Source organism: Streptomyces sp. NPDC012935, from assembly GCF_042900345.1.
Taxonomy (GTDB): domain Bacteria; phylum Actinomycetota; class Actinomycetes; order Streptomycetales; family Streptomycetaceae; genus Streptomyces.
Genome location: NZ_JBIBBC010000014.1, coordinates 142,212 through 161,935, shown reverse-complemented (window position 1 = coordinate 161,935; position 19,724 = coordinate 142,212). Strand labels below are relative to the sequence as shown.

Annotated in this window: 20 protein-coding genes; 12 read left to right on the top strand and 8 right to left on the bottom strand. The window is 71.2% G+C overall.

The genetic code is table 11. From position 1 onward, the window contains the following. The first annotated feature begins 11 nt into the window (after positions 1 to 11). The 6 genes from ACFY5C_RS29570 to ACFY5C_RS29545 all read left to right on the top strand — a co-directional run bounded on the left by ACFY5C_RS29570 (position 12) and on the right by ACFY5C_RS29545 (position 5,505). Positions 12 to 671, top strand: coding sequence for a UdgX family uracil-DNA binding protein (locus ACFY5C_RS29570; protein WP_389449530.1), 660 nt, complete (start codon positions 12 to 14; stop codon positions 669 to 671). Positions 672 to 711: 40 nt separating this feature from the next. Further along, positions 712 to 1,236 carry a GNAT family N-acetyltransferase gene (locus tag ACFY5C_RS29565; protein ID WP_389449527.1) on the top strand — a complete coding sequence of 175 codons (525 nt, stop codon included), beginning with the start codon at positions 712 to 714 and terminating at the stop codon, positions 1,234 to 1,236. Between the two features lie 88 nt (positions 1,237 to 1,324). After that, positions 1,325 to 1,627, top strand: coding sequence for a DUF4229 domain-containing protein (locus ACFY5C_RS29560; protein WP_389449525.1), 303 nt, complete (start codon positions 1,325 to 1,327; stop codon positions 1,625 to 1,627). 143 nt (positions 1,628 to 1,770) lie between these two features. Continuing rightward, the gene (locus ACFY5C_RS29555) at positions 1,771 to 3,444 is read left to right on the top strand and encodes an SPFH domain-containing protein (protein ID WP_389449522.1); all 1,674 of its coding nucleotides are present in this window, start codon (positions 1,771 to 1,773) and stop codon (positions 3,442 to 3,444) included. Further along, a complete protein-coding gene (locus tag ACFY5C_RS29550; protein ID WP_389449519.1) occupies positions 3,441 to 4,784 on the top strand; it encodes an SPFH domain-containing protein in 1,344 nt (447 codons plus the stop codon). The genes ACFY5C_RS29555 and ACFY5C_RS29550 overlap by 4 nt, the downstream gene beginning before the upstream one ends. A 58-nt stretch (positions 4,785 to 4,842) precedes the next feature. After that, positions 4,843 to 5,505, top strand: coding sequence for a TetR/AcrR family transcriptional regulator (locus tag ACFY5C_RS29545; RefSeq protein ID WP_389449516.1), 663 nt, complete (start codon positions 4,843 to 4,845; stop codon positions 5,503 to 5,505). Here ACFY5C_RS29545 and ACFY5C_RS29540 read toward each other — a convergent pair. Together ACFY5C_RS29540 and ACFY5C_RS29535 are read right to left on the bottom strand one after the other, a co-directional pair. After that, positions 5,487 to 6,365, bottom strand: coding sequence for a MaoC family dehydratase (locus ACFY5C_RS29540; protein ID WP_389449514.1), 879 nt, complete (start codon positions 6,363 to 6,365; stop codon positions 5,487 to 5,489). The two genes, ACFY5C_RS29545 and ACFY5C_RS29540, sit on opposite strands and share 19 nt — an antisense overlap. After that, positions 6,365 to 7,723, bottom strand: a complete 1,359-nt coding sequence (locus ACFY5C_RS29535) for a 3-oxoacyl-ACP reductase (RefSeq protein WP_389449511.1) — start codon at positions 7,721 to 7,723, stop codon at positions 6,365 to 6,367. The genes ACFY5C_RS29540 and ACFY5C_RS29535 overlap by 1 nt, the downstream gene beginning before the upstream one ends. Positions 7,724 to 7,810: 87 nt before the next feature. Here ACFY5C_RS29535 and ACFY5C_RS29530 point away from each other — a divergent pair, with 87 nt between their 5' ends. The 3 genes from ACFY5C_RS29530 (at position 7,811) to ACFY5C_RS29520 (ending at position 12,546) form a co-directional block, all read left to right on the top strand. Further along, a complete protein-coding gene (locus ACFY5C_RS29530; protein WP_389449508.1) occupies positions 7,811 to 9,097 on the top strand; it encodes an acetyl-CoA C-acetyltransferase in 1,287 nt (428 codons plus the stop codon). A 235-nt stretch (positions 9,098 to 9,332) separates the two neighbouring features. Beyond that, positions 9,333 to 11,261 carry an AMP-dependent synthetase/ligase gene (locus ACFY5C_RS29525; RefSeq protein ID WP_389449505.1) on the top strand — a complete coding sequence of 643 codons (1,929 nt, stop codon included), beginning with the start codon at positions 9,333 to 9,335 and terminating at the stop codon, positions 11,259 to 11,261. Positions 11,262 to 11,409: 148 nt separating this feature from the next. After that, complete coding sequence (locus ACFY5C_RS29520) at positions 11,410 to 12,546, top strand: sugar ABC transporter substrate-binding protein (protein ID WP_389449502.1); 1,137 nt, start codon at positions 11,410 to 11,412, stop codon at positions 12,544 to 12,546. Positions 12,547 to 12,573: 27 nt separating this feature from the next. Here the strand turns inward: ACFY5C_RS29520 and ACFY5C_RS29515 are convergent, their stop codons facing one another. Further along, positions 12,574 to 13,473, bottom strand: a complete 900-nt coding sequence (locus ACFY5C_RS29515) for a LysR family transcriptional regulator (protein WP_389449499.1) — start codon at positions 13,471 to 13,473, stop codon at positions 12,574 to 12,576. Between the two features lie 281 nt (positions 13,474 to 13,754). Here ACFY5C_RS29515 and kstD point away from each other — a divergent pair, with 281 nt between their 5' ends. Beyond that, positions 13,755 to 15,527: a 3-oxosteroid 1-dehydrogenase gene (gene kstD, locus ACFY5C_RS29510; protein WP_389449496.1), complete on the top strand. Its 1,773-nt coding sequence runs from the start codon at positions 13,755 to 13,757 to the stop codon at positions 15,525 to 15,527. On the opposite strand, the gene ACFY5C_RS29505 is transcribed toward kstD, so the two are convergent. From ACFY5C_RS29505 to ACFY5C_RS29490, 4 genes are read right to left on the bottom strand one after another with little or no spacing between them, the layout of a single operon-like run. Beyond that, entirely contained in the window at positions 15,524 to 16,174 is a 651-nt protein-coding gene (locus tag ACFY5C_RS29505; RefSeq protein WP_389449493.1) for a class I SAM-dependent DNA methyltransferase, read from the bottom strand. The two genes, kstD and ACFY5C_RS29505, sit on opposite strands and share 4 nt — an antisense overlap. A gap of 27 nt (positions 16,175 to 16,201) precedes the next feature. Then, positions 16,202 to 16,456, bottom strand: coding sequence for a hypothetical protein (locus ACFY5C_RS29500; RefSeq protein ID WP_389449490.1), 255 nt, complete (start codon positions 16,454 to 16,456; stop codon positions 16,202 to 16,204). A 23-nt stretch (positions 16,457 to 16,479) separates the two neighbouring features. After that, on the bottom strand, positions 16,480 to 16,803 hold the full coding sequence (locus ACFY5C_RS29495; protein ID WP_389449487.1) for an AzlD domain-containing protein: 324 nt from the start codon (positions 16,801 to 16,803) through the stop codon (positions 16,480 to 16,482). After that, positions 16,800 to 17,465 carry an AzlC family ABC transporter permease gene (locus tag ACFY5C_RS29490; protein ID WP_389449484.1) on the bottom strand — a complete coding sequence of 222 codons (666 nt, stop codon included), beginning with the start codon at positions 17,463 to 17,465 and terminating at the stop codon, positions 16,800 to 16,802. The genes ACFY5C_RS29495 and ACFY5C_RS29490 overlap by 4 nt, the downstream gene beginning before the upstream one ends. A gap of 132 nt (positions 17,466 to 17,597) precedes the next feature. Between ACFY5C_RS29490 and ACFY5C_RS29485 the strand changes: the two genes are divergently transcribed. After that, positions 17,598 to 18,146, top strand: coding sequence for a helix-turn-helix domain-containing protein (locus ACFY5C_RS29485; RefSeq protein ID WP_389449481.1), 549 nt, complete (start codon positions 17,598 to 17,600; stop codon positions 18,144 to 18,146). 143 nt (positions 18,147 to 18,289) lie between these two features. Here the strand turns inward: ACFY5C_RS29485 and ACFY5C_RS29480 are convergent, their stop codons facing one another. Next, complete coding sequence (locus ACFY5C_RS29480; RefSeq protein ID WP_003992177.1) at positions 18,290 to 18,493, bottom strand: cold-shock protein; 204 nt, start codon at positions 18,491 to 18,493, stop codon at positions 18,290 to 18,292. A gap of 321 nt (positions 18,494 to 18,814) precedes the next feature. Between ACFY5C_RS29480 and ACFY5C_RS29475 the strand changes: the two genes are divergently transcribed. Beyond that, positions 18,815 to 19,663, top strand: a complete 849-nt coding sequence (locus ACFY5C_RS29475) for a menaquinone biosynthetic enzyme MqnA/MqnD family protein (protein ID WP_389449478.1) — start codon at positions 18,815 to 18,817, stop codon at positions 19,661 to 19,663. Positions 19,664 to 19,724: the final 61 nt, after the last annotated feature.

Below are 19,724 nucleotides of genomic sequence, written 5' to 3'. Positions count from 1 at the left end.
ACCCGTCCGCCATGGTGAGCACCAAGGCGCCCGAGGACGCCTACACCGCTGAACCCTTCCTCCCCGACCGTGGCGGCCTGCCCGCCCTGCGCCGCGCCGCCGCCGAATGCCGGGGCTGCCCGCTCCACCGGGACGCCACTCAGACCGTCTTCGGCGTCGGCGACCGGAACGCCCGCGTCATGCTCGTCGGCGAACAGCCCGGTGACCAGGAGGACCGGCAGGGCAAGCCCTTCGTCGGTCCCGCCGGGCGCCTGCTCGACAGGGCGCTGCAGGAAGCCGGCCTGGACCCGGCGGACGCGTACGTCACCAACGCGGTGAAGCACTTCAAGTTCACCCAGGCCGAACCCCGCAAGCGCCGGATCCACAAGGCGCCGACCCTGCGCGAGATGACCGCGTGCGGTCCCTGGCTGGCGGCCGAACTGGCCGTCGTGGAGCCCGAGCTGATCGTGCTGCTGGGCGCGAGTGCGGGCAAGGCGCTGCTGGGGTCGTCGTTCCGGGTCGGGGAGGTGCGCGGGACGCTGCTGGAGCGCGAGATCCACGGCCGCCCGGAGAAGCTGGTGGCGACGGTGCATCCGTCGTCGGTGCTGCGGGCCCAGGACGGCGCGGACCGGGAGGCGGCGTACGCGGGGCTGGTCTCGGACCTGAAAGTGGCGGCGCGGGCGTTGTCGTAATGGCTTTCGCCGCGCTCCGTGTAATGGCTACGATTGCGCCGTGTCCCTTACTTTCACGCTCGACCCGGCCGTCACGCCCGACCTCCGTGACGGCATCCTCGACCTGTGGACCGACGTCTCCAACGCGGGCGGAGCCGTGGGCTTCGTGCCGCCGGTGACACGGGAGGAGGTCCGGCCGGAGCTGGTGCGCCAGTTCGCCGGGATGGCCGACCGGAGCAGGCGGCTGCTCGTCGGACACGACGAGGACGGGCGGGTCGCCGCGACCGCATCCCTCACCTTCAACTCGCACCGGCTGATGACCCACTGGATCTGGCTCTACACGGTGATGGTGCACCCCCGCCACCAGGGCAAGGGCTACGGCCGCGACCTGCTGACCGCCGCAGAGCAGGCCGCCCGTACCTTCGACGGCATCGAGGCGATCCGCCTCACCTGCCGCGGCGGGCTCGGCCTGGAACACTTCTACGGCTCCTGCGGCTACAAGGAGGTCGGCCGGATCCCGGACGCCATCCGGGTCGCACCGGGCGACGACCGGGAAGACGTGATCATGCTGCTGCCGCTCGAGTGACCCACCCCGGCGACCCCCCTGCAAGATCGGCCCACCCGCGTGCTTCACTGGACAGTGGCCCTTTTTGGAATCGGAAGAGTGGATTGAGATGCTCCGCTACACACTGATGCGCCTCGGGATCTTCGCGGGCTGCCTCGTGGTCGTCTGGGGCCTCGTCTACTCCGGCCTCGTCCCGCGTGGCCTGGGCGACTCCAACGGCATGTGGATCGTCCTGCTCGCGCTGCTGCTCTCGGCGCCCATCAGCTTCGTCGTCCTGCGCAAGGAGCGCGACCGCGCCTCCGTCCAGATCGTGCAGAAGGTCGACCGCGTGAAGGCCAACCTGGAGGCGAACCGCAACCAGGAGGACGACGTGGTCGACGAGGCGGCTCGGACGCAGGGCCAGACCTCCTAGCTTGCCGCTTCCCGGCAGCGATACCGCTCGGTAGCTGCGCGGGCCCCGCCCTTACGCTTGTCCGGATCCATGGTGTGGGACGGCCGGATCCACGTCGGTGGAACGGCTGTTCGCACCGGAATTCGTGAACGTAAGGGGGAACCGTGGCACGAGCGCGCGCGCAGGCGAAGAAGAGCGCACGACGCGTTGCCGACGCCGTCGTCTCCGGAACCGATCCGAGGACGGCCGCGCAGGACGAACTGCGGCGGCAGATCGGCGGGCGGGGGACACGGGGAGACGGTGGCGAGGAGTACGACGCCCAGGGCCAGGGCATCGACCCGGCCGACTTCCCGGCCGCCCGGGAACAGGGCGGGTCCACCGCTACCGTGATGCGGCAGAAGACGGTGCCGCTGGACGAGGCCGGCGAGGCGCTCGGCCGCAGCGAGCAGGTGCGCGAGGGCACCGAGACGGTGCACGCCATCTGCCCGATGGTGATCCCCAAGGGCCGCTCGCTGATCTCCATGCTGCCCGTGCTGACGCTGCTCGTGCTGGGCGCGGTGGGTGCGGGAATCGTGGGCGCGTCCGGCGCCGACGTCCTGACCAACCCGCTGTTCGGCGTGCACTACTGGGTCATCTCGCTGTGCGCCGTCGCCTTCGTGTGGTGGCGCCAGGGCATGGTCATGGTGCCGGACGGATGCCAGGCGATGATCACCCGCTTCGGCAAGCTGGAGAGGGTCGTCGGCCCGGGCCGGATCGTGCTGCTGAGCCCGTGGAAGCGGGTGTCGTACATCGTCAACACCACGATCGAGTACCCCTTCAACGCTCCGGTGCGCGAGGCACCGACCAAGGGCGGCGTGAAGGCGTCGATCGACCTGTTCATCCAGTTCCGGATCAGCGATCCGACCGAGTTCGTCTACACGCTGGGCGCGGTGCGCGGCTTCGAGGAGAAGCTGAGCAACGCGGTGAGCGAGACGATCCGCACCCTCGTCTACGAACAGGAAGCCGCCGGTATCTACGACATGGTCGGCGAGGACACCGGCCGGCTGCTGGACCTGCTCAACCAGCAGTTCCGCCCGGCCGTCGAGCTGACCAACGCCAACATCACCCACGCCGAACCGTCCGACCAGCGCTACCGCATGGACCTGGCGGCCCCCGAGATGGTGCGGGTGGCCAAGGAGGCGTACACGCACGAGTACGCGCTCCAGCTCCGCAAGGAGCAGGACGAGGGCGACCTCACCCGCGAACTCGCCTCCAGCCACGAGACGCTCTCCGCGATCCAGGCCGACATCGCCCAGTACCAGGCGCAGATGGACACCGCCGTGGAGCGCGAGACCAACCGCGCCGAGGCGCTCGCCCGGCAGCGCTACGTCCAGGCCGAGTCCGAGGCGAAGGCCAACGCGGCCCTGCTGGAGGCGCAGGCCCTCGACATCCGCGCGGTGACCGCGGCGGAGGCGCCGGAGATCCTGGAGTACCGCTACCAGCAGCAGGTGCTGGACACGCTGGAACAGGTCGCCGACCACCTGCCCCGGCTGGTGCGCATCGGCGGCGCGACGGACGGCGGCGCCGGCATCGACTTCCTGGAGCTCGCCCGCGAGCTGGTCGGCGAGCGCGGCACGGAACTGTTCACCGACGAGGACATGGCAGCCGTACGGTCGCGTCTCGCCGAGGTGTCCGCGCGGATCGCCGCGCGCGAGACCGAGATCGGCGCGCTGCTGGCGGCCGAGCGGCCGACGGTGCCGCAGGTTCCCGAACAGCCCGAACCGACCGACCGTTACGAGAGCTCCGGGAGCTCCGAGAGCTCCGTCAGCTCTGACGTCTCCGAGGGGGCCGACCAGTGAGCACCGCCCGTTCCTCCCACCGCCGGTCGGTCATCTCCGAGAAGGTCGCCCCCTGGAGCGACATCGCGCGGCTGCTGCGCGGCGGCGAGGCCGACACCCTGATCCCGGTCATCATCCCCCGCCACCGGCGTCGCCTGTGGTGGATGCTGCCGCTGTGGCTCGGCGTCTACGCCCTGCTCATGGGCGTGATGCTGTCCCTGCAGGAGGCGGACTCCGAGTCCGTCGCCGGGGACCTCGCCTACGGCACCCTCGCCACCCTCTCCTACGTCGGCGGCGTCGTCCTGCTGCTGATCGGCGTGCTGTGGTGGTGGCGCTCCTCGATCGTCGAGATCGAGCAGGGCACCAACGGCGTGCTGACCCGCTACGGCGCCGTCATCCGCACCCTGGATGCCGGACGCCACTACCTGTGGCACCCGTGGTCCCGGGTCGACTTCGTCGTCGACACCGCCACCGAGATCCCCTACTCCGCGCCGGTGATGGCCTGCCCGACGCAGGAGAACGTGCCGCTGCGCTCCATCGAGTTCTTCCTGAAGTTCCGCATCACCGACGCCGTGCTGTTCGTCCGCACGATCGGCGCGGGCAACTTCGACCTGGTGCTCTCCAGCGCCGTACAGGACGCGATCCGGCAGCGGGCGCGCAAGATGCGCACAGAGCGGGCGTACGACCTGCGCGGTTCGGACGTGGCCGACATGCAGGAGCTGCTCAACCGTCAGCTGTCCGGCTACGGCGTGCGCATCACCGGCTCCAACATCCCGGACGTGCAGCTGCCGGCGCAGTACCAGCAGCACCTGGCCACCCGGGAGCGGGTCGCCAAGGAGCGCACGGCGTACGACCAGGAGTGGGGGCTGATCCGCAAGCGCCGCATCGACCAGCTGGGCATGGACATCGAGCGTGCCAAGAAGGTACGCGACGCCCGGATTGTCGAGGTCAAGGCCGCGCTGAACCGGGCCCGTGAAGAGGTCGCCCAGCTGCTGGAGGAGCAGGAGACCAACGCCCAGCGCGTGCGGTTCGAGATCGAGACGCGGGGCCGCAGCGGCCTGATCGCCGCCGAGAACGAGGCACGCGCCCAGCGCGCTCTGGCCAAGGCCTACCGCGACAACCGCGCGGTCCTGCAGTACGAACTCGCCCGGCGTCGCCTGGAGGTGGGCGCGAAGCTCGCCGGCAGGGCCCCGCAGCCGGTGGTCGTACGGACCGACGGCACCAGCGCCGACACCTCGGCCCTGTCCACCCTGCTCGCCGCGCAGTTGCTGCCGCGGCTGACGGCTCTGCCGCCCGTCGACGGGCAGTTGCTCACGGACCGGGTGGCACGCTTCGCCGACGAGCTGAACGACGACAAGTAGGACAGCTGTTCACAGCGGGCCGGGTGGGATCTCCCTCCCGGCCCGTACGCTAACGGCCATGGGTGCCGTGAAGACCAAACGGATGCCGCGGGCCGTCCGTGAGCAGCAGATGCTGGACGCCGCCGTGCGGACCTTCGGCAGGCGCGGGTACATGGCCGCGTCGATGGACGAGATAGCCGAACTGGCGGGTGTCTCGAAGCCGTTGGTCTATCTGTATCTGAACTCGAAGGAAGACCTCTTCACCGCCTGCATCCGGCGCGAGGCCGCCGCGCTCGTCGTCGCGGTGCGCTCCGGCGTACGGACCGAGCTGCCCGCCGACCGTCAGCTCTGGGACGGGCTGCGGGCGTTCTTCGCCCACACCTCGCACTACCCGGACGCCTGGTCCGTCCTGCACCTCCAGGCCCGCACCCATGGCGAACCCTTCGCCTCCGAGGTCGCCGCGATGCGCGCGGAGATCGTCGAGTTCGTGACGCAGCTGATCCTCGTGGCGGCGCGCGAGGCCCACCGCGACCCCGACCTCCCCGAGAGCGAGGTCGGCGGTCTCGCCGAGGCCCTGGTCGGCGCCGCCGAGTCCCTCGCGGACTGGGCCAACGCCACGCCGACCGTCACGGCACGGGAGGCGGCGGCCACGCTGATGAACTTCGCGTGGGCCGGCCTCGGCAACCTCATGGACGGGCGGCCCTGGTCGCCGCCGGACGCCCCTCACGAGGCGAGCGGGTAGACCTCCCCGGCCAGGTGGACGCGGTCCTCGCCGCCCCGCAGCTCGAACAGCCCGCCCTGCGCGGCGTACGTCACCGTCCCCGGCAGCAGCACCGGCGCCCGGAAGCCGGCCCGCACCCGCACCGCCTCCGGAGTGCCGTGCGCGGCGAGGCAGCGGGCCACCGTCCACATGCCGTGCGCGATGGCGCGCGGGAAGCCGAACAGGCGGGCGGTGAGGGGGTGGAGATGGATGGGGTTGCGGTCGCCGGAGGCGGAGCCGTAGCGGCGTCCGACGTCGGCGGCGAGCCGCCACTCGGCGACGGCGGGCAGCGGCTCGTGCTCCGGCACGTCCAGCGCGTCCAAGCCGTCCCGCACGCTCCGCTCATGTGCTGCCGCCCCACCGTCGGCGGGGCGGTGCCTGGCCAGATAGGTGCTCCGCGACTCCCACACGACCTCGTCGCCGGCCCGCAACTCGGTGATCACGGCCGCCTCCGTCCCGCGCCGGTGGGGCATCAATCCGTCGACGCGCACGGAGAGTTCGTACGCACCGGTGGCGGTGAGAGCACGGTGTCGGGTCACGGTGATCGACGTGTGGACGAGACCGAGCAGCGGCAGCGGGAAGTCCCGGCCGCTCATCAGCCGCATCGCCAGCGGGAAGCCGAGCACATGCGGATACGTCACCGGCAGGGCGTCGTCCCCGGTGGGGAACCCGCACACCCTCTCGTAGGCGGCCAGCCGGGCGAGGTCGACGCGAAGGTCCGGCAGGACGAGCCTCGTGCGCGGGAACTCCGCCTGCGGGTCCGGGCGTTTGAAGGGTGACAGCAGGGCGCCCCGGGCGAGCAGGGGCGCAAGCGAAGGAGGAGCGGTGAGGACCAGGGACATCACGCCCCCAGCAGGCTCTGGCCGCATACCCGGACGACCTGGCCGTTGACGCCTGAGGATCCCGGATCCGCCAGCCAGGCGGTCGTCTCGGCGACATCGATCGGCAGTCCACCCTGCGCGAGGGAGTTCATCCGGCGCCCCGCCTCCCGGATGAACAGGGGAATCGCGGCGGTCATCTTCGTCTCGACGAACCCGGGCGCGACCGCGTTCACCGTCACCCCGTGCTCGGCGAGGGCGCGTGGCGCGAGGGCTCGGACCAGCCCGACGACGCCCGCCTTGCTCGCGCCGTAGTTGGTCTGCCCGGCGTTCCCGGCCAGCCCCGCGATCGACGCCGTCGCCACGATCCGCCCGCCCCGCTTCAGCGTCCCGCTCTCCAGCAAGGCGTCCGTCGTGCGCAGCACGCTCGCGAGATTGACGTCGAGTACCGAACTCCAGCGTTCGGCGGGCATGTTGACCAGTCGCCGGTCGCGCGTGATCCCGGCGTTGTGCACCAGGACGTCCAGCCCGTCGGGCAGTGCGTCGGCGATGCGCGCGCCCGCGTCGGGGGCGGTGATGTCGAGCGCGAGCGCGGTGCCGCCGAGCCGGTCGGCCACGCGCCGGGCGTCCTGTTCGGCCTGCGGGACGTCCAGGACGACGACCCGGGCGCCGTCCCTGGCCAGCGTCTCGGCGACCGCCTCGCCGATGCCGCGCGCGGCGCCCGTGACCAGCGCGGTGCGGCCGGTGAGGGGGCGGTCGGGGTCGTGGGGTGCGGTGACGTCCGGCGGAGCCGAACCCACCTCGATCACCTGGCCGCTGATGTACGCCGACTTGGGGGAGAGGAGGAAGCGCAGGGTCGACTCGGCCGCACGCGTGTCCGTCAGCCGGACGAGGTTCACCGTCCTGCCCCGCCCGATCTCCTTGCCGAGCGAGCGCGTGAAGCCCTCCAGGGCCTGCTGCACGGCGGCCTGGTGATGGTCGGTGGGGTCGAGGGGCGCGCCGAGCACCACGACCCGGCCGCTCTCGGCGACCGACCGCACGACGGGGTGCAGAGCCGCGTGCACCTCGGCGAGCGTCTCGACGTCCCGCACGCCCGTGGCGTCCAGGACGACGGCGGCGGGCTTCCCGGAGGGGGCGGTCGTCAGGTCGAGGCCCAGGGCGGTACGGGCGCTGGCATCGGTACCGGCACCGGTACCGGCACCGGTACCGGCATCGGCGAGGCCGAGGTCCGACTTGCCGGCCGTCAGGAGCAGCCGGTCGCCCTTCAGCAAGGGCCGCTCCGGTGACCAGCGCTGGAGCGCGGCGGGCTGCGGCAGTCCGAGCCGGCGGGTGAGGAAGCGGCCGGGGGCCGTGCCGGTGAAGCTCAGATAGCGGTCGGCCATGTCCCACTCCCAGTGCGCGCTCCGGTGCTGACTCCGGAGTAAGGTTACCCGAGGTAAGTCGGTGGTGGACATGAGGAGTGGGTGGAGATGAGCTCTCTGTTGGCACCGGCGGTCCGGCGTGTGGCGATCATCGGCGGCACCCGTATCCCGTTCGCCCGCTCGGACGGCCCGTACGCCACGGCGTCCAACCAGGACATGCTCACGGCCGTGGTCGACGGTCTGGTCGAGCGCTACGAGCTGGGCGGCCCGGGCGCGGTCGGCGAGCTCGTCGCCGGGGCTGTCCTCAAGCACAGCCGGGACTTCAATCTCGCCCGCGAGACCGTCCTCGGCTCGAAGCTGGACGCGCGCACACCCGCGTACGACATCCAGCAGGCCTGCGGTACCGGTCTCCAGGCCGTCATCGCCGCCGCCAACAAGATCGCCCTCGGCCAGACCGAGTCGGCGATCGCCGGCGGCGCGGACACGGCGAGCGACGCGCCCCTCGGCGTCAACGACGAGCTGCGCCGCATCCTGCTGCAGGCCCGGCGGGCCAAGTCGCTCGGCGGCCGGCTCAGGGCACTGGCCGGTGTGCGGCCGTCCCACCTCGTACCCGACATCCCCCGCAATGCCGAACCTCGCACGAAGCTGTCCATGGGCGAGCACGCCGCCGTCACGGCACGAGCCTGGGGCATCTCCCGCGCGGCCCAGGACGAATGGGCGGCGACCAGTCACCAGCGGCTGGCTGCGGCGTACGAGCGGGGCTTCTTCGAGGATCTGGTCGTGCCCTTCCGGGGCCTGGACCGGGACCAGAACCTGCGCCCCGGTTCGACGCCGGAGAAACTCGCCGCGCTCAAGCCGGTGTTCGGCCTCGACCGGCCCGACCCGACGATGACGGCGGGCAATTCGACTCCGCTGACGGACGGTGCGGCGGTCGTGCTGCTGGCGAGCGAGGAGTGGGCCGAGCGCAGAGGGCTGGAACCGCTGGCGTACCTCACCGCTTATGAGACGGCGGCCGTGGACTTCGTGCGGGGCGATGTCGCGGGTGGCGAGGACGGGCTGCTGATGGCACCGGCGTACGCCGTCCCGCGGATGCTGGAGCGGGCCGGACTGTCCCTCCCCGACTTCGACCTCGTCGAGATCCACGAGGCCTTCGCGTCCCAGGTGCTGGCCACGCTGGCGGCGTGGGAGAAGCGGGGCCTCGCGCCCGTGGACCGGTCCCGGCTGAACGTGACCGGGTCCTCCCTGGCCACCGGTCACCCCTTCGCGGCGACCGGGGCGCGGATCGTGGCGACGCTGGCCAAGTCGCTCGCGCAGAAGGGCGGTTCGGGGCGTGGGCTGATCTCGGTGTGCGCGGCGGGCGGGCAGGGGGTGACGGCTGTCCTGGAGCGTAGGTAAGGGGACGGTGAGACGAAGCTGAGTGCCCCTCACATAACCCTCGACGTTGCACATACCCGGCTCCGGACCACCCCCGAACCCGCACAACCCCCACACGCCCGCGCCGTACGATCTCCTGCCTAACCAGCGGTAACCCGTTTCCGCAGGCCTCGGCAGGTGAACGCCACGGTGCGCGAGGCACGTACGTCATGCAGCAAGCAGTTTCATCGCTGCACGCCCGCCGCAGGAGCCGCCCGTGTCCACCCCCCTTCCCTCCTTCGCCGCCTCGGCCGCCTTCGACGACGCTCCGGGCCCGACCCTGGTGCAGCCCGAGACGCGACGACTGGACGGTGCCGTGCGGGAGGCGTACGTACCGCCGTTCGCGCCGCCGGTGACCCATGGGTCGCTCGGGGACCTGCCCTTCGACAACGCGGCCGCGGCGCCGGACGCGGTCGTTCTCAGCCGCAGGGGCGAGGACGGGCGGTGGTCCGACGTGACGGCCGCGCAGTTCGCCGAGCAGGTGCAGGCGGTGGCGAAGGGGCTGATCGCCGAGGGGCTGGAGCCGGGCGACCGGATCGCGATCATGGCGCGGACCACGTACGAGTGGACGCTCCTCGACTTCGGAGCGTGGGCGGCCGGCCTGGTCACGGTCCCCGTCTACCCCACCTCGTCCGTGTTCCAGACCCGCTGGATCCTCCAGGACTCGGGTGCGGTGGCCCTCGTCACGGAGACCGCCGCGCAGGCGGCCGCCCTGGGCCCCGAACTGGACCGGGTGCCCGATCTGCACCGCATGTGGGTGATGGAGAAGGGCCACGTGGAGCGGCTGGCCGAGCTGGGCGCGCAGCAACCGGACGGCGAAGTGGGCGTACGGCGGGGCATGCTGGTGCCGGACACGCTGGCGACGCTCATCTACACCTCGGGCACGACGGGCCGCCCCAAGGGCTGCGCCCTGACGCACGGCAATTTCTTCGCCGAGGTGGACAACGCGATCGAGCTGCTCTACCCGATCTTCAAGGCGCGCACGAGCGAAGAGGCGTCGGTGCTGCTCTTCCTCCCCATGTCGCACGTCTTCGGCCGCATGGTCGCGGTGGCCTGCATCCGGGCCAGGGTGCGCCTCGGCCACGCGCCGAGCCTGAAGGCGGAGGACCTGCTGCCGGACCTGGCGGCCTTCCGCCCGACGTGCCTGCTGACCATCCCCTACATGCTGGAGAAGATCTTCAACTCCGCCCGCGCCAAGGCCGAGGCGGGCGGCCGGGCGTCGTCCTTCGACCGCGCGGCGTCGGTGGCCGAGCGCTACGGCGAGGCGATGGAGGCCAGGGCCTCGGGGAAGGGCGGGGGCCCGGGCACGGCGCTCAAGACGGCCCGCGCCTTCTACGACCCCCTGGTCTACCGCCGTATCCGCAACGCGATGGGCGGCCGGGTGCGGTACGCGATCTGCGGCGGCTCACCGCTCGGCCGCCGCCTGGCCGCCTTCTATTCCGGCGCCGGCATCGAGATCTACGAGGGCTACGGCCTGACGGAGGTGACGGGCGCCGCGACCGTGACCCCGCCCTCCAAGCCCCGGCTGGGAACGGTGGGCTGGCCTCTGCCCGGCACCCGCATCCGTATCGCCGCTGACGGCGAGATTCTCATCTCCGGCGACCAGGTGCTGCGCGGCTACTGGGACCCGTCCGCGGGCGGCGTCGTCCCGGCTGCCGCCGACGGCTGGCTGACGACGGGGGACATCGGCGCACTGGACGACGAGGGCTATCTGACGATCACCGGCCGCAAGAAGGAACTCCTGATCACGGCGGGCGGCAAGAGCGTGGCCCCGGCGCCCCTGGAGAACTGGCTGCGCTCCCACCCCCTGATCTCCCAGTGCATGGTCGTGGGCGATCGGCGGCCTTTCGTGTCCGCCCTGATCACCCTGGACATGGACGGCGTGAGCCACTGGCGACGCATGAACGGCAAGCACCCCGTCCCCGCGGAACTCCTCGTCGACGACGCCGAGCTGAGGGCGATCCTGCAACGCGCGATCGACGAGGCCAACAAGCTGGTGTCACGCCCGGAGTCCATCCGCCGTTTCACGATCCTGCCGACGGACTTCACGGAGCTGGACGGCCACCTCACGCCGTCGATGAAGCTGCGACGGGATGCTGTCATGCGGGACTTCGCGGCGGAGGTCGAGGAGCTGTACACGAAATAGCGGCGGTTCGGGGCAACCCGCCAGGACCCGACATCACGACAAACGGTTGCCGTCTCGTTACGACAATTGCTTGACGTGACATGCCGTGGCCACGTTGGCTACCGCCACCGGGTAGCAAAGCCGCTCATCCGCTCGGAAGGCACCAGTAGTGAATGCTCGTACCCCCCACACGCCCGCTGCACGCCGCTTCGCCATAGCCCTCGCCGCGTCCGCCTCGGCGCTCTCGCTCGCCGCGTGCGGTGTGGTCGACGGCATCGGGGGCGGTGACAGCTCCGAGTCCCCGAACAAGGGCGACGACGTCACGGTGGGGCTCTTGCTGCCCGACACGGCCACGGCCCGTTTCGAGAAGTTCGACTACCCGCTCATCAAGAAGGAAGTCGCCTCCCTCACCCACGACAAGGGCAAGGTCGTCTACGCCAACGCCGAGTCGAGCACCGCCAAGCAGAGTCGGCAGTTCCAGCAGATGATCGCCGACGCCGTGGACGTGATCCTCGTGGACGCGCTGGACTCCAAGGGCATCGCGCCGGACGTGCAGAAGGCGAAGGACGCCGGAATCCCCGTCATCGCCTACGACCGGCTCGCCGAGGGGCCGATCGACGCGTACGTCTCCCACGACAACGAGCTCGTCGGCGAGGTGCAGGGCCGCGCTCTCGTCGAGGAACTCGGCGCGAAGGCCGCGACCAGCAAGGTCGTCATGATGAACGGCGACCCCGCCGACCCGAACACGGCCCGGTTCAAGAAGGGCGCGCTCGACGAGCTCGAGGGCGAGGTGAACATCGTCAAGCGATACGACACCGACAAGTGGGCGCCGGAGACGGCCAAGGCGAACATGCAGAAGGCGATCTCCGCGGTCGGGCTGGACAACATCGCCGCCGTCTACTCGGCGAACGACGGCATGGCGGGCGCCGTCATCGACGCGCTGAAGGAGTCCGGCGCGAGCAGGATCCCGCCGGTGACGGGGCAGGACGCCAACCTGGACGCGGTGCAGCGGATCGTCGCGGGCGAGCAGTACATGTCGGTGTACAAGTCGTTCCTGACGGAGGCGACCAACGCCGCGAAGATGGCCGTGTACAAGGCCCAGGGACGCGCGATCCAGTTCGACGCCCTGACCCAGGACTCGGTCGACAGCCCGACCCAGGACGACATCCCGGCCCAACTGGTATCGGTGGTCCCCCTGACGAAGAGCAACATCAAGCAGACGGTGATCCAGGACGGTGTCTACACCGTCAAGGAGATCTGCACCGCCGAGTACAAGGCGGACTGCGCGGCCATCGGACTGGAGTAGACGCCGAGGGGGCCTTGGGAGTGCCCGTCAGGCCCGGGTGGCCCGGCGGTGCGACTCCACCAGGTCAGCGAACGCCCGGGCCGGCGGGCTGAGCGAGTCCCAGCGGCGCACCGCCCAGCCCACGGGCAGGGGGCGCAGCTCGGGGAGGGGAATCAGGCGCAGTTCGCCCTCGCCGGGTACCGGCAGTCCCGGCAGTGCGGGCAGGACCGCCCGTCCGACCCCCAGCTCGGCCAGCAGCAGCGCGGTGTCCCAGTCGGCGACGCTCGTGTCGTGCGCGAACCGGATGCCCAGCTCGGCGCAGGCGGCGTCCAGATGGGCCGCCGAGGCGGAGTTCGGCGGCAGCCGGATCAGCCGTACGTCCCGCAGGTCGGTGCCGGCATCGACGTACGGCCGCGCCGCGAGCGGATCGTCGGACCGCACCGCCAGCACCCACGGCAGCTCCACCACGGGCCGCTGCTCGATACCGCGCACCTGCGGGCCGAGGGTGATCCAGGCCAGGTCGAGGGTGCCGTCGGCCAGCGCGTCGAAGCTGCCCCGGCCCGAACTGACCGTCCGGAACTCCAGGTTGACCCGAGGATGCCGCTGCCGGTACGCGACAACGGCCTCAGCCATGAAGTGCCGTACGGTCGTCGCGCCTGTCGCCACCCGGACGTACCCGCTCTCGCCGTCGACGAGATCCCGCAGTTGCCGTACGGCGAGGTCCAGCCCCGATATCCCCTCGGCGGCGGCCGCCTCCAGCACCCGGCCGGCCTGCGTCGGCACGACACCCCGGGGCTGGCGCTCCAGCAACGCGACCCCGGTCTCCCGCTCCAGCCGCTTCACATGCTGGCTCACCGCCGACTGGGTGCACCCCAGCTCCCGGGCCACCGAGCTGAGACTCCCGGCACGGCAGACGGCCACGAACACACGTAGGTCATCGAGGGTCATGACCTCCAAGTTAATGCTTGGGGGCAGCCACAAATCCCAAGGATTGACTGGGCTTTGCCCGATGGACGACGATCCTCGAAGGGCCCGGGCGGCAACCCGCTCCGCACCCTCGCCGGCGTCCGGACCAAGGCGGGGGAGGGAGCGGGTGCCGACCCAAAAGCACGACCGGACGGCAGTTTCAACGCTCCTGCGGTGCCCTTGACTTCACGAGGCATCCGCGTCACATTCGCATTCCTGACACACCCTCAGAAACGCGGTCGTCCAGGGCGGGAGCGGCTTCCATGACCAGCAGCGTGAACCCTTCGCGAAGACGCGTACTGGCCGCAGGTGCTGTCGGTGCCGCAGGCACGGCCCTCGGGGCCGCCGCCGTGGCGCAGCCCGCCGCCCACGCCGCCGACCTGCCCCTCCTGGGCACCTACGACGTCGTCGTCATCGGCTCCGGAGCCGCCGGCATGACCGCCGCGCTGACTGCCGCCAAGCACGGGCTGAGCTGTGTGGTCGTGGAGAAGGCGCCCACGTTCGGCGGGTCCGCCGCGCGGTCCGGGGCCGGGATCTGGATTCCGAACAACTCGGTGATCCTCGCGGCCGGTGTGCCGGACACGCCGGCGAAGGCGGCCGAGTATCTGGCCGCCGTCGTCGGGCCGGACGTTCCCGTCGAGCGGCAGCGGGCCTTTCTGGCGCACGGCCCGGCGATGCTGTCCTTCGTCATGGCCAACAGCCCGCTGCGATTCCGCTGGATGGAGGGGTACGCCGACTATTACCCCGAACTCCCCGGCGGCCTCCCGAACGGCCGCTCCATCGAGCCCGACCAGCTCGACGGCAACCTGCTGGGCCCAGAGCTCGCGCGGCTGAACCCGCCCTACATGGACGTGCCCCCCGGCATGGTCGTCTTCAGCGCGGACTACAAGTGGCTGGCCCTGGCGGCGGTGAACGTCAAGGGCGCCGCCGTGGCCGCGGCGTGTCTCGCGCGCGGTACGGCCGCGGCGCTGCGGGGTGAGAAGCCGCTGACCATGGGACAGTCACTGGCGGCCGGCCTGCGCCTGGGACTGCGGTCGGCCGGGGTCCCGGTGTGGCTCGATACCCCCCTCACCGACCTGTACGTCGAGAACGGCGCCGTGAGCGGCGCGGCCGTCACCCGGGACGGCGCCCCGGGCCTGGTGCGCGCCCGCCGTGGCGTGATCGTCGGCTCGGGCGGCTTCGAGCACAACGCGGCAATGCGCGAGCACTACCAGCGGCAGCCCATCGGCACGGACTGGACGGTCGGCGCGAAGGAGAACACCGGCGACGGCATCCGGGCCGGACACCGGCTCGGCGCCGCGCTCGGCCTCATGGACGACGCATGGTGGGGCCCGGCGATCCCGCTCCCCGGCCAGCCGTACTTCTGCCTCGCCGAACGCACCCTCCCCGGCGGCCTGCTGATCAACGCCGCCGGCGCCCGCTTCGTCAACGAGGCCGCCCCCTACAGCGACGTCGTCCACACGATGTACGACGTCCACGACTCGAGCCCGGCGATCCCGGCCTGGCTGATCGTCGACCAGAACTACCGCAACCGGTACCTCTTCAAGGACGTCCTCCCGGCCCTGCCCTTCCCTGCTGACTGGTACAGCTCGGGAGCCGCGCACAAGGCCTGGACCCTGGACGCGCTCGCGCGATCGATCGGCGTCCCGGCGCCGGCCCTGCGGACCACGGTCGACCGCTTCAACTCGCAGGCCCGGCAGGGCAGGGACCCCGACTTCAAGCGGGGCGACAGCGCCTACGACCACTACTACACGGACCCGTCCGTCCTGCCCAACTCCTGCCTCGCGCCCCTGTGGCTGCCCCCGTTCCACGCCTTCCGCATCGTCCCCGGCGACCTGGGCACCAAGGGCGGCCTCCTCACCGACGCCCGCGCCCGCGTGCTGCGCGAGGACGGCTCGGTGATCCGGGGGCTGTACGCCGCCGGCAACGCGAGCTCGGCCGTCATGGGGCACAGCTACGCGGGCGCGGGCTCGACGATCGGCCCGGCGATGACGTTCGGGTACATCGCGGCGCGGGACATCGCCGGGGGCCTCTAGCGCTCGGGCTTGCGGGCGATCAGGAACGCCTGCGGGGACGTCTCGTCCAGCGCCGGGTCGGCTTCGCGGACCGTGCGGGAGACGAGGGTGAAGCCGGCCGCCGTCAGCAGGTCGGCCATGTCCTCGGGCCGGCGGCGCTGGAAGGTCAGCGAGACCGGGTGACCGAAGGGCCGGTCGTGGTGCCGGTGTTCGTCACCGGCCTGGAACGCGACGAGCAGGGGCGCGCCGTGCGCCAGCACACGGTGGAACTCGGCGAAGAGGTCCGGGAGCCGGTCCACGGGCGTGTGGATGGAGGAGTAGAAGGACAGCGCACCGGCCAGAGCGCCGTCCGGCAGATCCAGCTCCAGCATCGAGCCCTGCTCGAACCGCAGCTCCGGGTTCTCGCGACGCGCGATCGCCAGCATCGACTCCGACAGGTCGAGCCCGAACACGGACAGCCCGAGTGAGGCGAGGCGGGCGGTGGTCCGGCCCGGTCCGCATCCCAGGTCGGCCACCGGCCCGTTTCCCTCGACGAGTTCGGCGAACACCCCCAGCAGGGCCCGCTCCAAGGGCCTGCCCGCGAGCTCGTCCCGGAAGAGGTCCGCGTAGTCCTCGGCGATGGCGTCGTAGAAGGTGCGGGTGGTGGTCAGGAAGTCGGAGTCGGTCATGGGCGGGGACCCTAGCGAACGCGACCGCTACTCGGCTCCGTCCGGTGCCTGCCCCGTTCCCATCCGGCCACTGCCGATCGCGACGCCGAGCGCGGTGCCGACGGCGAGGCCGAACCCGATCCCCAGAGCCAGCCCGAGCCCGAGGTTGTCGAAGGCGGTCAGGCCGAGCACGATGCCGATGCCCGTGCCGAAGGAGACACCGAGCGAAAGGCCCATCGCCAGCTTGTTGTTGGCGGCAGTGCCGCCGTCGTCCCCGTGGTTGTTCTCGTCCCCGTTGTTCACCCGGCGATTCTCCCACGGCCCGCTCAGGGCACCCCCGCCGCCCGCAGCACCGCGGTGGCGACCGCCGCTCCCAGCACCACCGCCGGGAACGGCGCCCGCTGCCATGCCAGTACGCCGCCCACCAGCACCCCGATCGGCCGCGCCCACCCCGCGAAGCCCCCGCCCTCCGTCAACGTCCCCGTCGCCAGCAGCGCCACGAGCAGCACCATCGCACCCGCCGCCAGCAGCTCCTGGACCCGCGCGGGCAGCGCGACCCGCCCGTGCAGCGCCGGGCCGACCAGACGGAAGGCGTACGTCCCCACCGCCAGCGCAAGGATCATGGCGACCGTTCCCGACGTGCCGGTCATGACGCGTCTTCCTTCCTGCCGGACGGGCGGTACGTGGCGAGTCCCGCCAGCGCCAGCAGCACGGGCACCCCCGCCGGGACGACCGGTACCGCGGCCAGCGCGAGGGCGGCGCCGAGGAGCGCGGCACGGCGTACGGCGGAGTCCTTGCGCAGGGTGGGCAGGACCAGTGCGACCAGTACGGCGGGGAAGGCGGCGTCCAGGCCGTACGTCGCCGTGTCGCCCAGTGCGGTTCCGGCGAGCGCGCCGGCGACGACGCCGCTGTTCCAGGCGACGAACAGGCCGAGCCCGTTCACCCAGAACGCCACCCGGCGCCGTACCCGATCAGGCTGGGCGAGGGCGAAGGCCACCGTCTCGTCGGAGACGAGGTGGGCGCCGAGGAGCCGGGCGAGGCGGCCCCGGCCGAGGATGTCCGCGACGGCCAGGCTGAAGGCGGCCGTGCGGGTGTTGAGGAGCAGCCCGGTGGCCGCCGCGGCGAACGGCCCGCCCCCGGCCAGCAGCACGCCGACCGCGCTGAACTGGGCCGAGCCCGCGTAGACGATCAGCGACATCACCACCGGCACCCACACCGGCAGCCCGCCGGCCACCGCGATCGCGCCGAAGGAGACGCCCACGACACCGCCGGCCAGCCAGATGAGGGCGCTGTCGCGTACCAGGGCTGTCATCGCGGGCGGCGGAAGAGGTGACATCATCGGTGTTCGGAGTAGCGAACGCATGTTTTCCAGAATGAACAGACCGACGCCTGTTCGTCAAGGCGAACGAGTGGACCGACACAGCGAACGACGGGAAGTGAACCGATGAGCGAGCCCCTGACGTGGATCGCCGCTTCGCTGCGGCGCGAGCGCACCCGGGCCGGGCTGTCCCTGTCCGAGCTGGCCAAACGGGCGGGGATCGCGAAGTCCACGCTCTCCCAGCTGGAGGCCGGTGGCGGTAATCCCAGCGTGGAGACGCTGTGGGCGCTGGGGGTCGCGCTCGGTGTGCCGTTCAGCGCACTGGTGGAACCGCCGTCGCCGGCGGTGCAGGTGATCCGGGCGGGGGAGGGGCCCACGGTCGCCTCCGAGCGGGCGGACTACGTGGCCACGCTGCTCTCGGCCAGTCCGCCCGGTGCTCGCCGCGACATCTATCACCTGCGCGCGGAACCCGGCCCGGCCCGGGAGTCGGAGCCGCACATTCCGGGGTCGGTGGAGCACCTGATCGTGAGTACGGGGCGGGTGAAGGCGGGGCCGCGGGGGGACGAGGCCGAGCTGGAGCCCGGCGACTACATGTCGTATCGCGGGGATGTGCCCCACTCGTACGAGGCGCTCGTCCCCGGGACGACGTTCGTGCTGGTCATGCAGCACATCTAGCCCTCGAAGGGGGAGGGGAGGTCAGGGGGGCGCGAAAGGCAGGAGCCCCGTTGCCTTGCGGCACGGGGCTCCTTGGGTACTGCTATCTGTTCCGGATCAAAGCACCAGGCTCCGAGACCGAATGATCAGACTGATCGGACTGATCAGACGGGGGTGACGTTCTCCGCCTGCGGGCCCTTCGGACCCTGGGTCACGTCGAAGGAGACCTGCTGGTTCTCCTCCAGCGAACGGAAGCCGCTCGCATTGATCGCGGAGTAGTGAACGAAGACGTCGGGGCCGCCGCCTTCCTGGGCGATGAAGCCAAAGCCCTTTTCGGCGTTGAACCACTTCACGGTTCCGGTAGCCATAAGCCCTCCTTGGGCCCAAAGGGTTGCCCTGCTCCAGAACCCTGCAAGTGTGAAAACAAAATGCCGCACAACTGCATACGTCTGAAAACGACGAGAGCCCGCGGTCACATGCTCCGCAGGCTCTGTACTGCAAGGGAAACCAAACTGCAACTTGCGGCGAGCCTAGCATGTGGGCAGCCGAAAGCAATAGAGGTCAAGATCACGTCACCCGGACGTTTGAACGCTCGTGTCGGGTTGACGGAGGCGCTGGTGATCTGAGCGTCACCGGGGAGTCGCCACCCTGAAGGGTGCACGCTACCCCATGGGGTCTAGTCTCGCGATGTGGACAATTCTCGCACCAGGCCGCGCGTAGGCCACATCCAGTTCCTGAACTGCCTGCCCCTGTACTGGGGGCTCGCGAGAACGGGCACACTCCTCGACTTCGAGCTGACCAAGGACACTCCCGAGAAGCTCAGCGAGCAGCTGGTGCGGGGCGACCTCGACATCGGGCCGATCACCCTCGTGGAGTTCCTGCGCAACGCCGACGACCTGGTCGCCTTCCCCGACATCGCGGTCGGCTGCGACGGCCCGGTGATGTCCTGCGTGATCGTCTCGCAGGTCCCCCTCGACCGGCTTGACGGTGCCCGGGTCGCCCTCGGCTCGACCTCGCGCACCTCGGTCCGGCTGGCCCAGCTGCTGCTCGCCGAGCGCTACGGCGTGCAGCCCGCCTACTACACGTGCCCGCCCGACCTCAGCCTGATGATGCAGGAGGCGGAGGCGGCCGTACTCATCGGAGACGCGGCGCTGCGGGCCAACCTCCTCGACGGCCCGCGCTACGGCCTCGAGGTGCACGACCTCGGCTCGCTCTGGAAGGAGTGGACCGGCCTGCCCTTCGTCTTCGCGGTGTGGGCGGCGCGCCGGGACTACCTGGAGCGCGAGCCGGCCATCACCCGCCAGGTCCACGAGGCCTTCCTGTCCTCCCGCAACCTCTCCCTGGACGAGGTCGGCAAGGTCGCCGAGCAGGCGGCCCGCTGGGAGGCCTTCGACGAGCGGGTCCTGGAGCAGTACTTCACGACCCTCGACTTCCGATTCGGCGGCCCGCAGCTGGAGGCGGTCGCGGAGTTCGCGCGGCGGGTGGGACCGACGACGGGCTTCGCCGCGGATGTGAAGGTGGATCTGCTTCAGCCGTGAGGGGCGGGGTCCGCGCGCACTAATCTTCTGGAAGTTCCAAGGGCGCAATGGGCCGTACGGG

Coding starts and splice junctions, on each gene's coding strand:
- ACFY5C_RS29570 (WP_389449530.1), top strand. CDS start 12: ATGGTGAGCACCAAGGCGCCCGAGGACGCCTACACCGCTGAACCCTTC.
- ACFY5C_RS29560 (WP_389449525.1), top strand. CDS start 1,325: ATGCTCCGCTACACACTGATGCGCCTCGGGATCTTCGCGGGCTGCCTC.
- ACFY5C_RS29545 (WP_389449516.1), top strand. CDS start 4,843: ATGGGTGCCGTGAAGACCAAACGGATGCCGCGGGCCGTCCGTGAGCAG.
- ACFY5C_RS29540 (WP_389449514.1), bottom strand. CDS start 6,365: ATGTCCCTGGTCCTCACCGCTCCTCCTTCGCTTGCGCCCCTGCTCGCC.
- ACFY5C_RS29535 (WP_389449511.1), bottom strand. CDS start 7,723: ATGGCCGACCGCTATCTGAGCTTCACCGGCACGGCCCCCGGCCGCTTC.
- ACFY5C_RS29530 (WP_389449508.1), top strand. CDS start 7,811: ATGAGCTCTCTGTTGGCACCGGCGGTCCGGCGTGTGGCGATCATCGGC.
- ACFY5C_RS29515 (WP_389449499.1), bottom strand. CDS start 13,473: ATGACCCTCGATGACCTACGTGTGTTCGTGGCCGTCTGCCGTGCCGGG.
- kstD (WP_389449496.1), top strand. CDS start 13,755: ATGACCAGCAGCGTGAACCCTTCGCGAAGACGCGTACTGGCCGCAGGT.
- ACFY5C_RS29505 (WP_389449493.1), bottom strand. CDS start 16,174: ATGACCGACTCCGACTTCCTGACCACCACCCGCACCTTCTACGACGCC.
- ACFY5C_RS29495 (WP_389449487.1), bottom strand. CDS start 16,803: ATGACCGGCACGTCGGGAACGGTCGCCATGATCCTTGCGCTGGCGGTG.
- ACFY5C_RS29490 (WP_389449484.1), bottom strand. CDS start 17,465: ATGACAGCCCTGGTACGCGACAGCGCCCTCATCTGGCTGGCCGGCGGT.
- ACFY5C_RS29485 (WP_389449481.1), top strand. CDS start 17,598: ATGAGCGAGCCCCTGACGTGGATCGCCGCTTCGCTGCGGCGCGAGCGC.
- ACFY5C_RS29480 (WP_003992177.1), bottom strand. CDS start 18,493: ATGGCTACCGGAACCGTGAAGTGGTTCAACGCCGAAAAGGGCTTTGGC.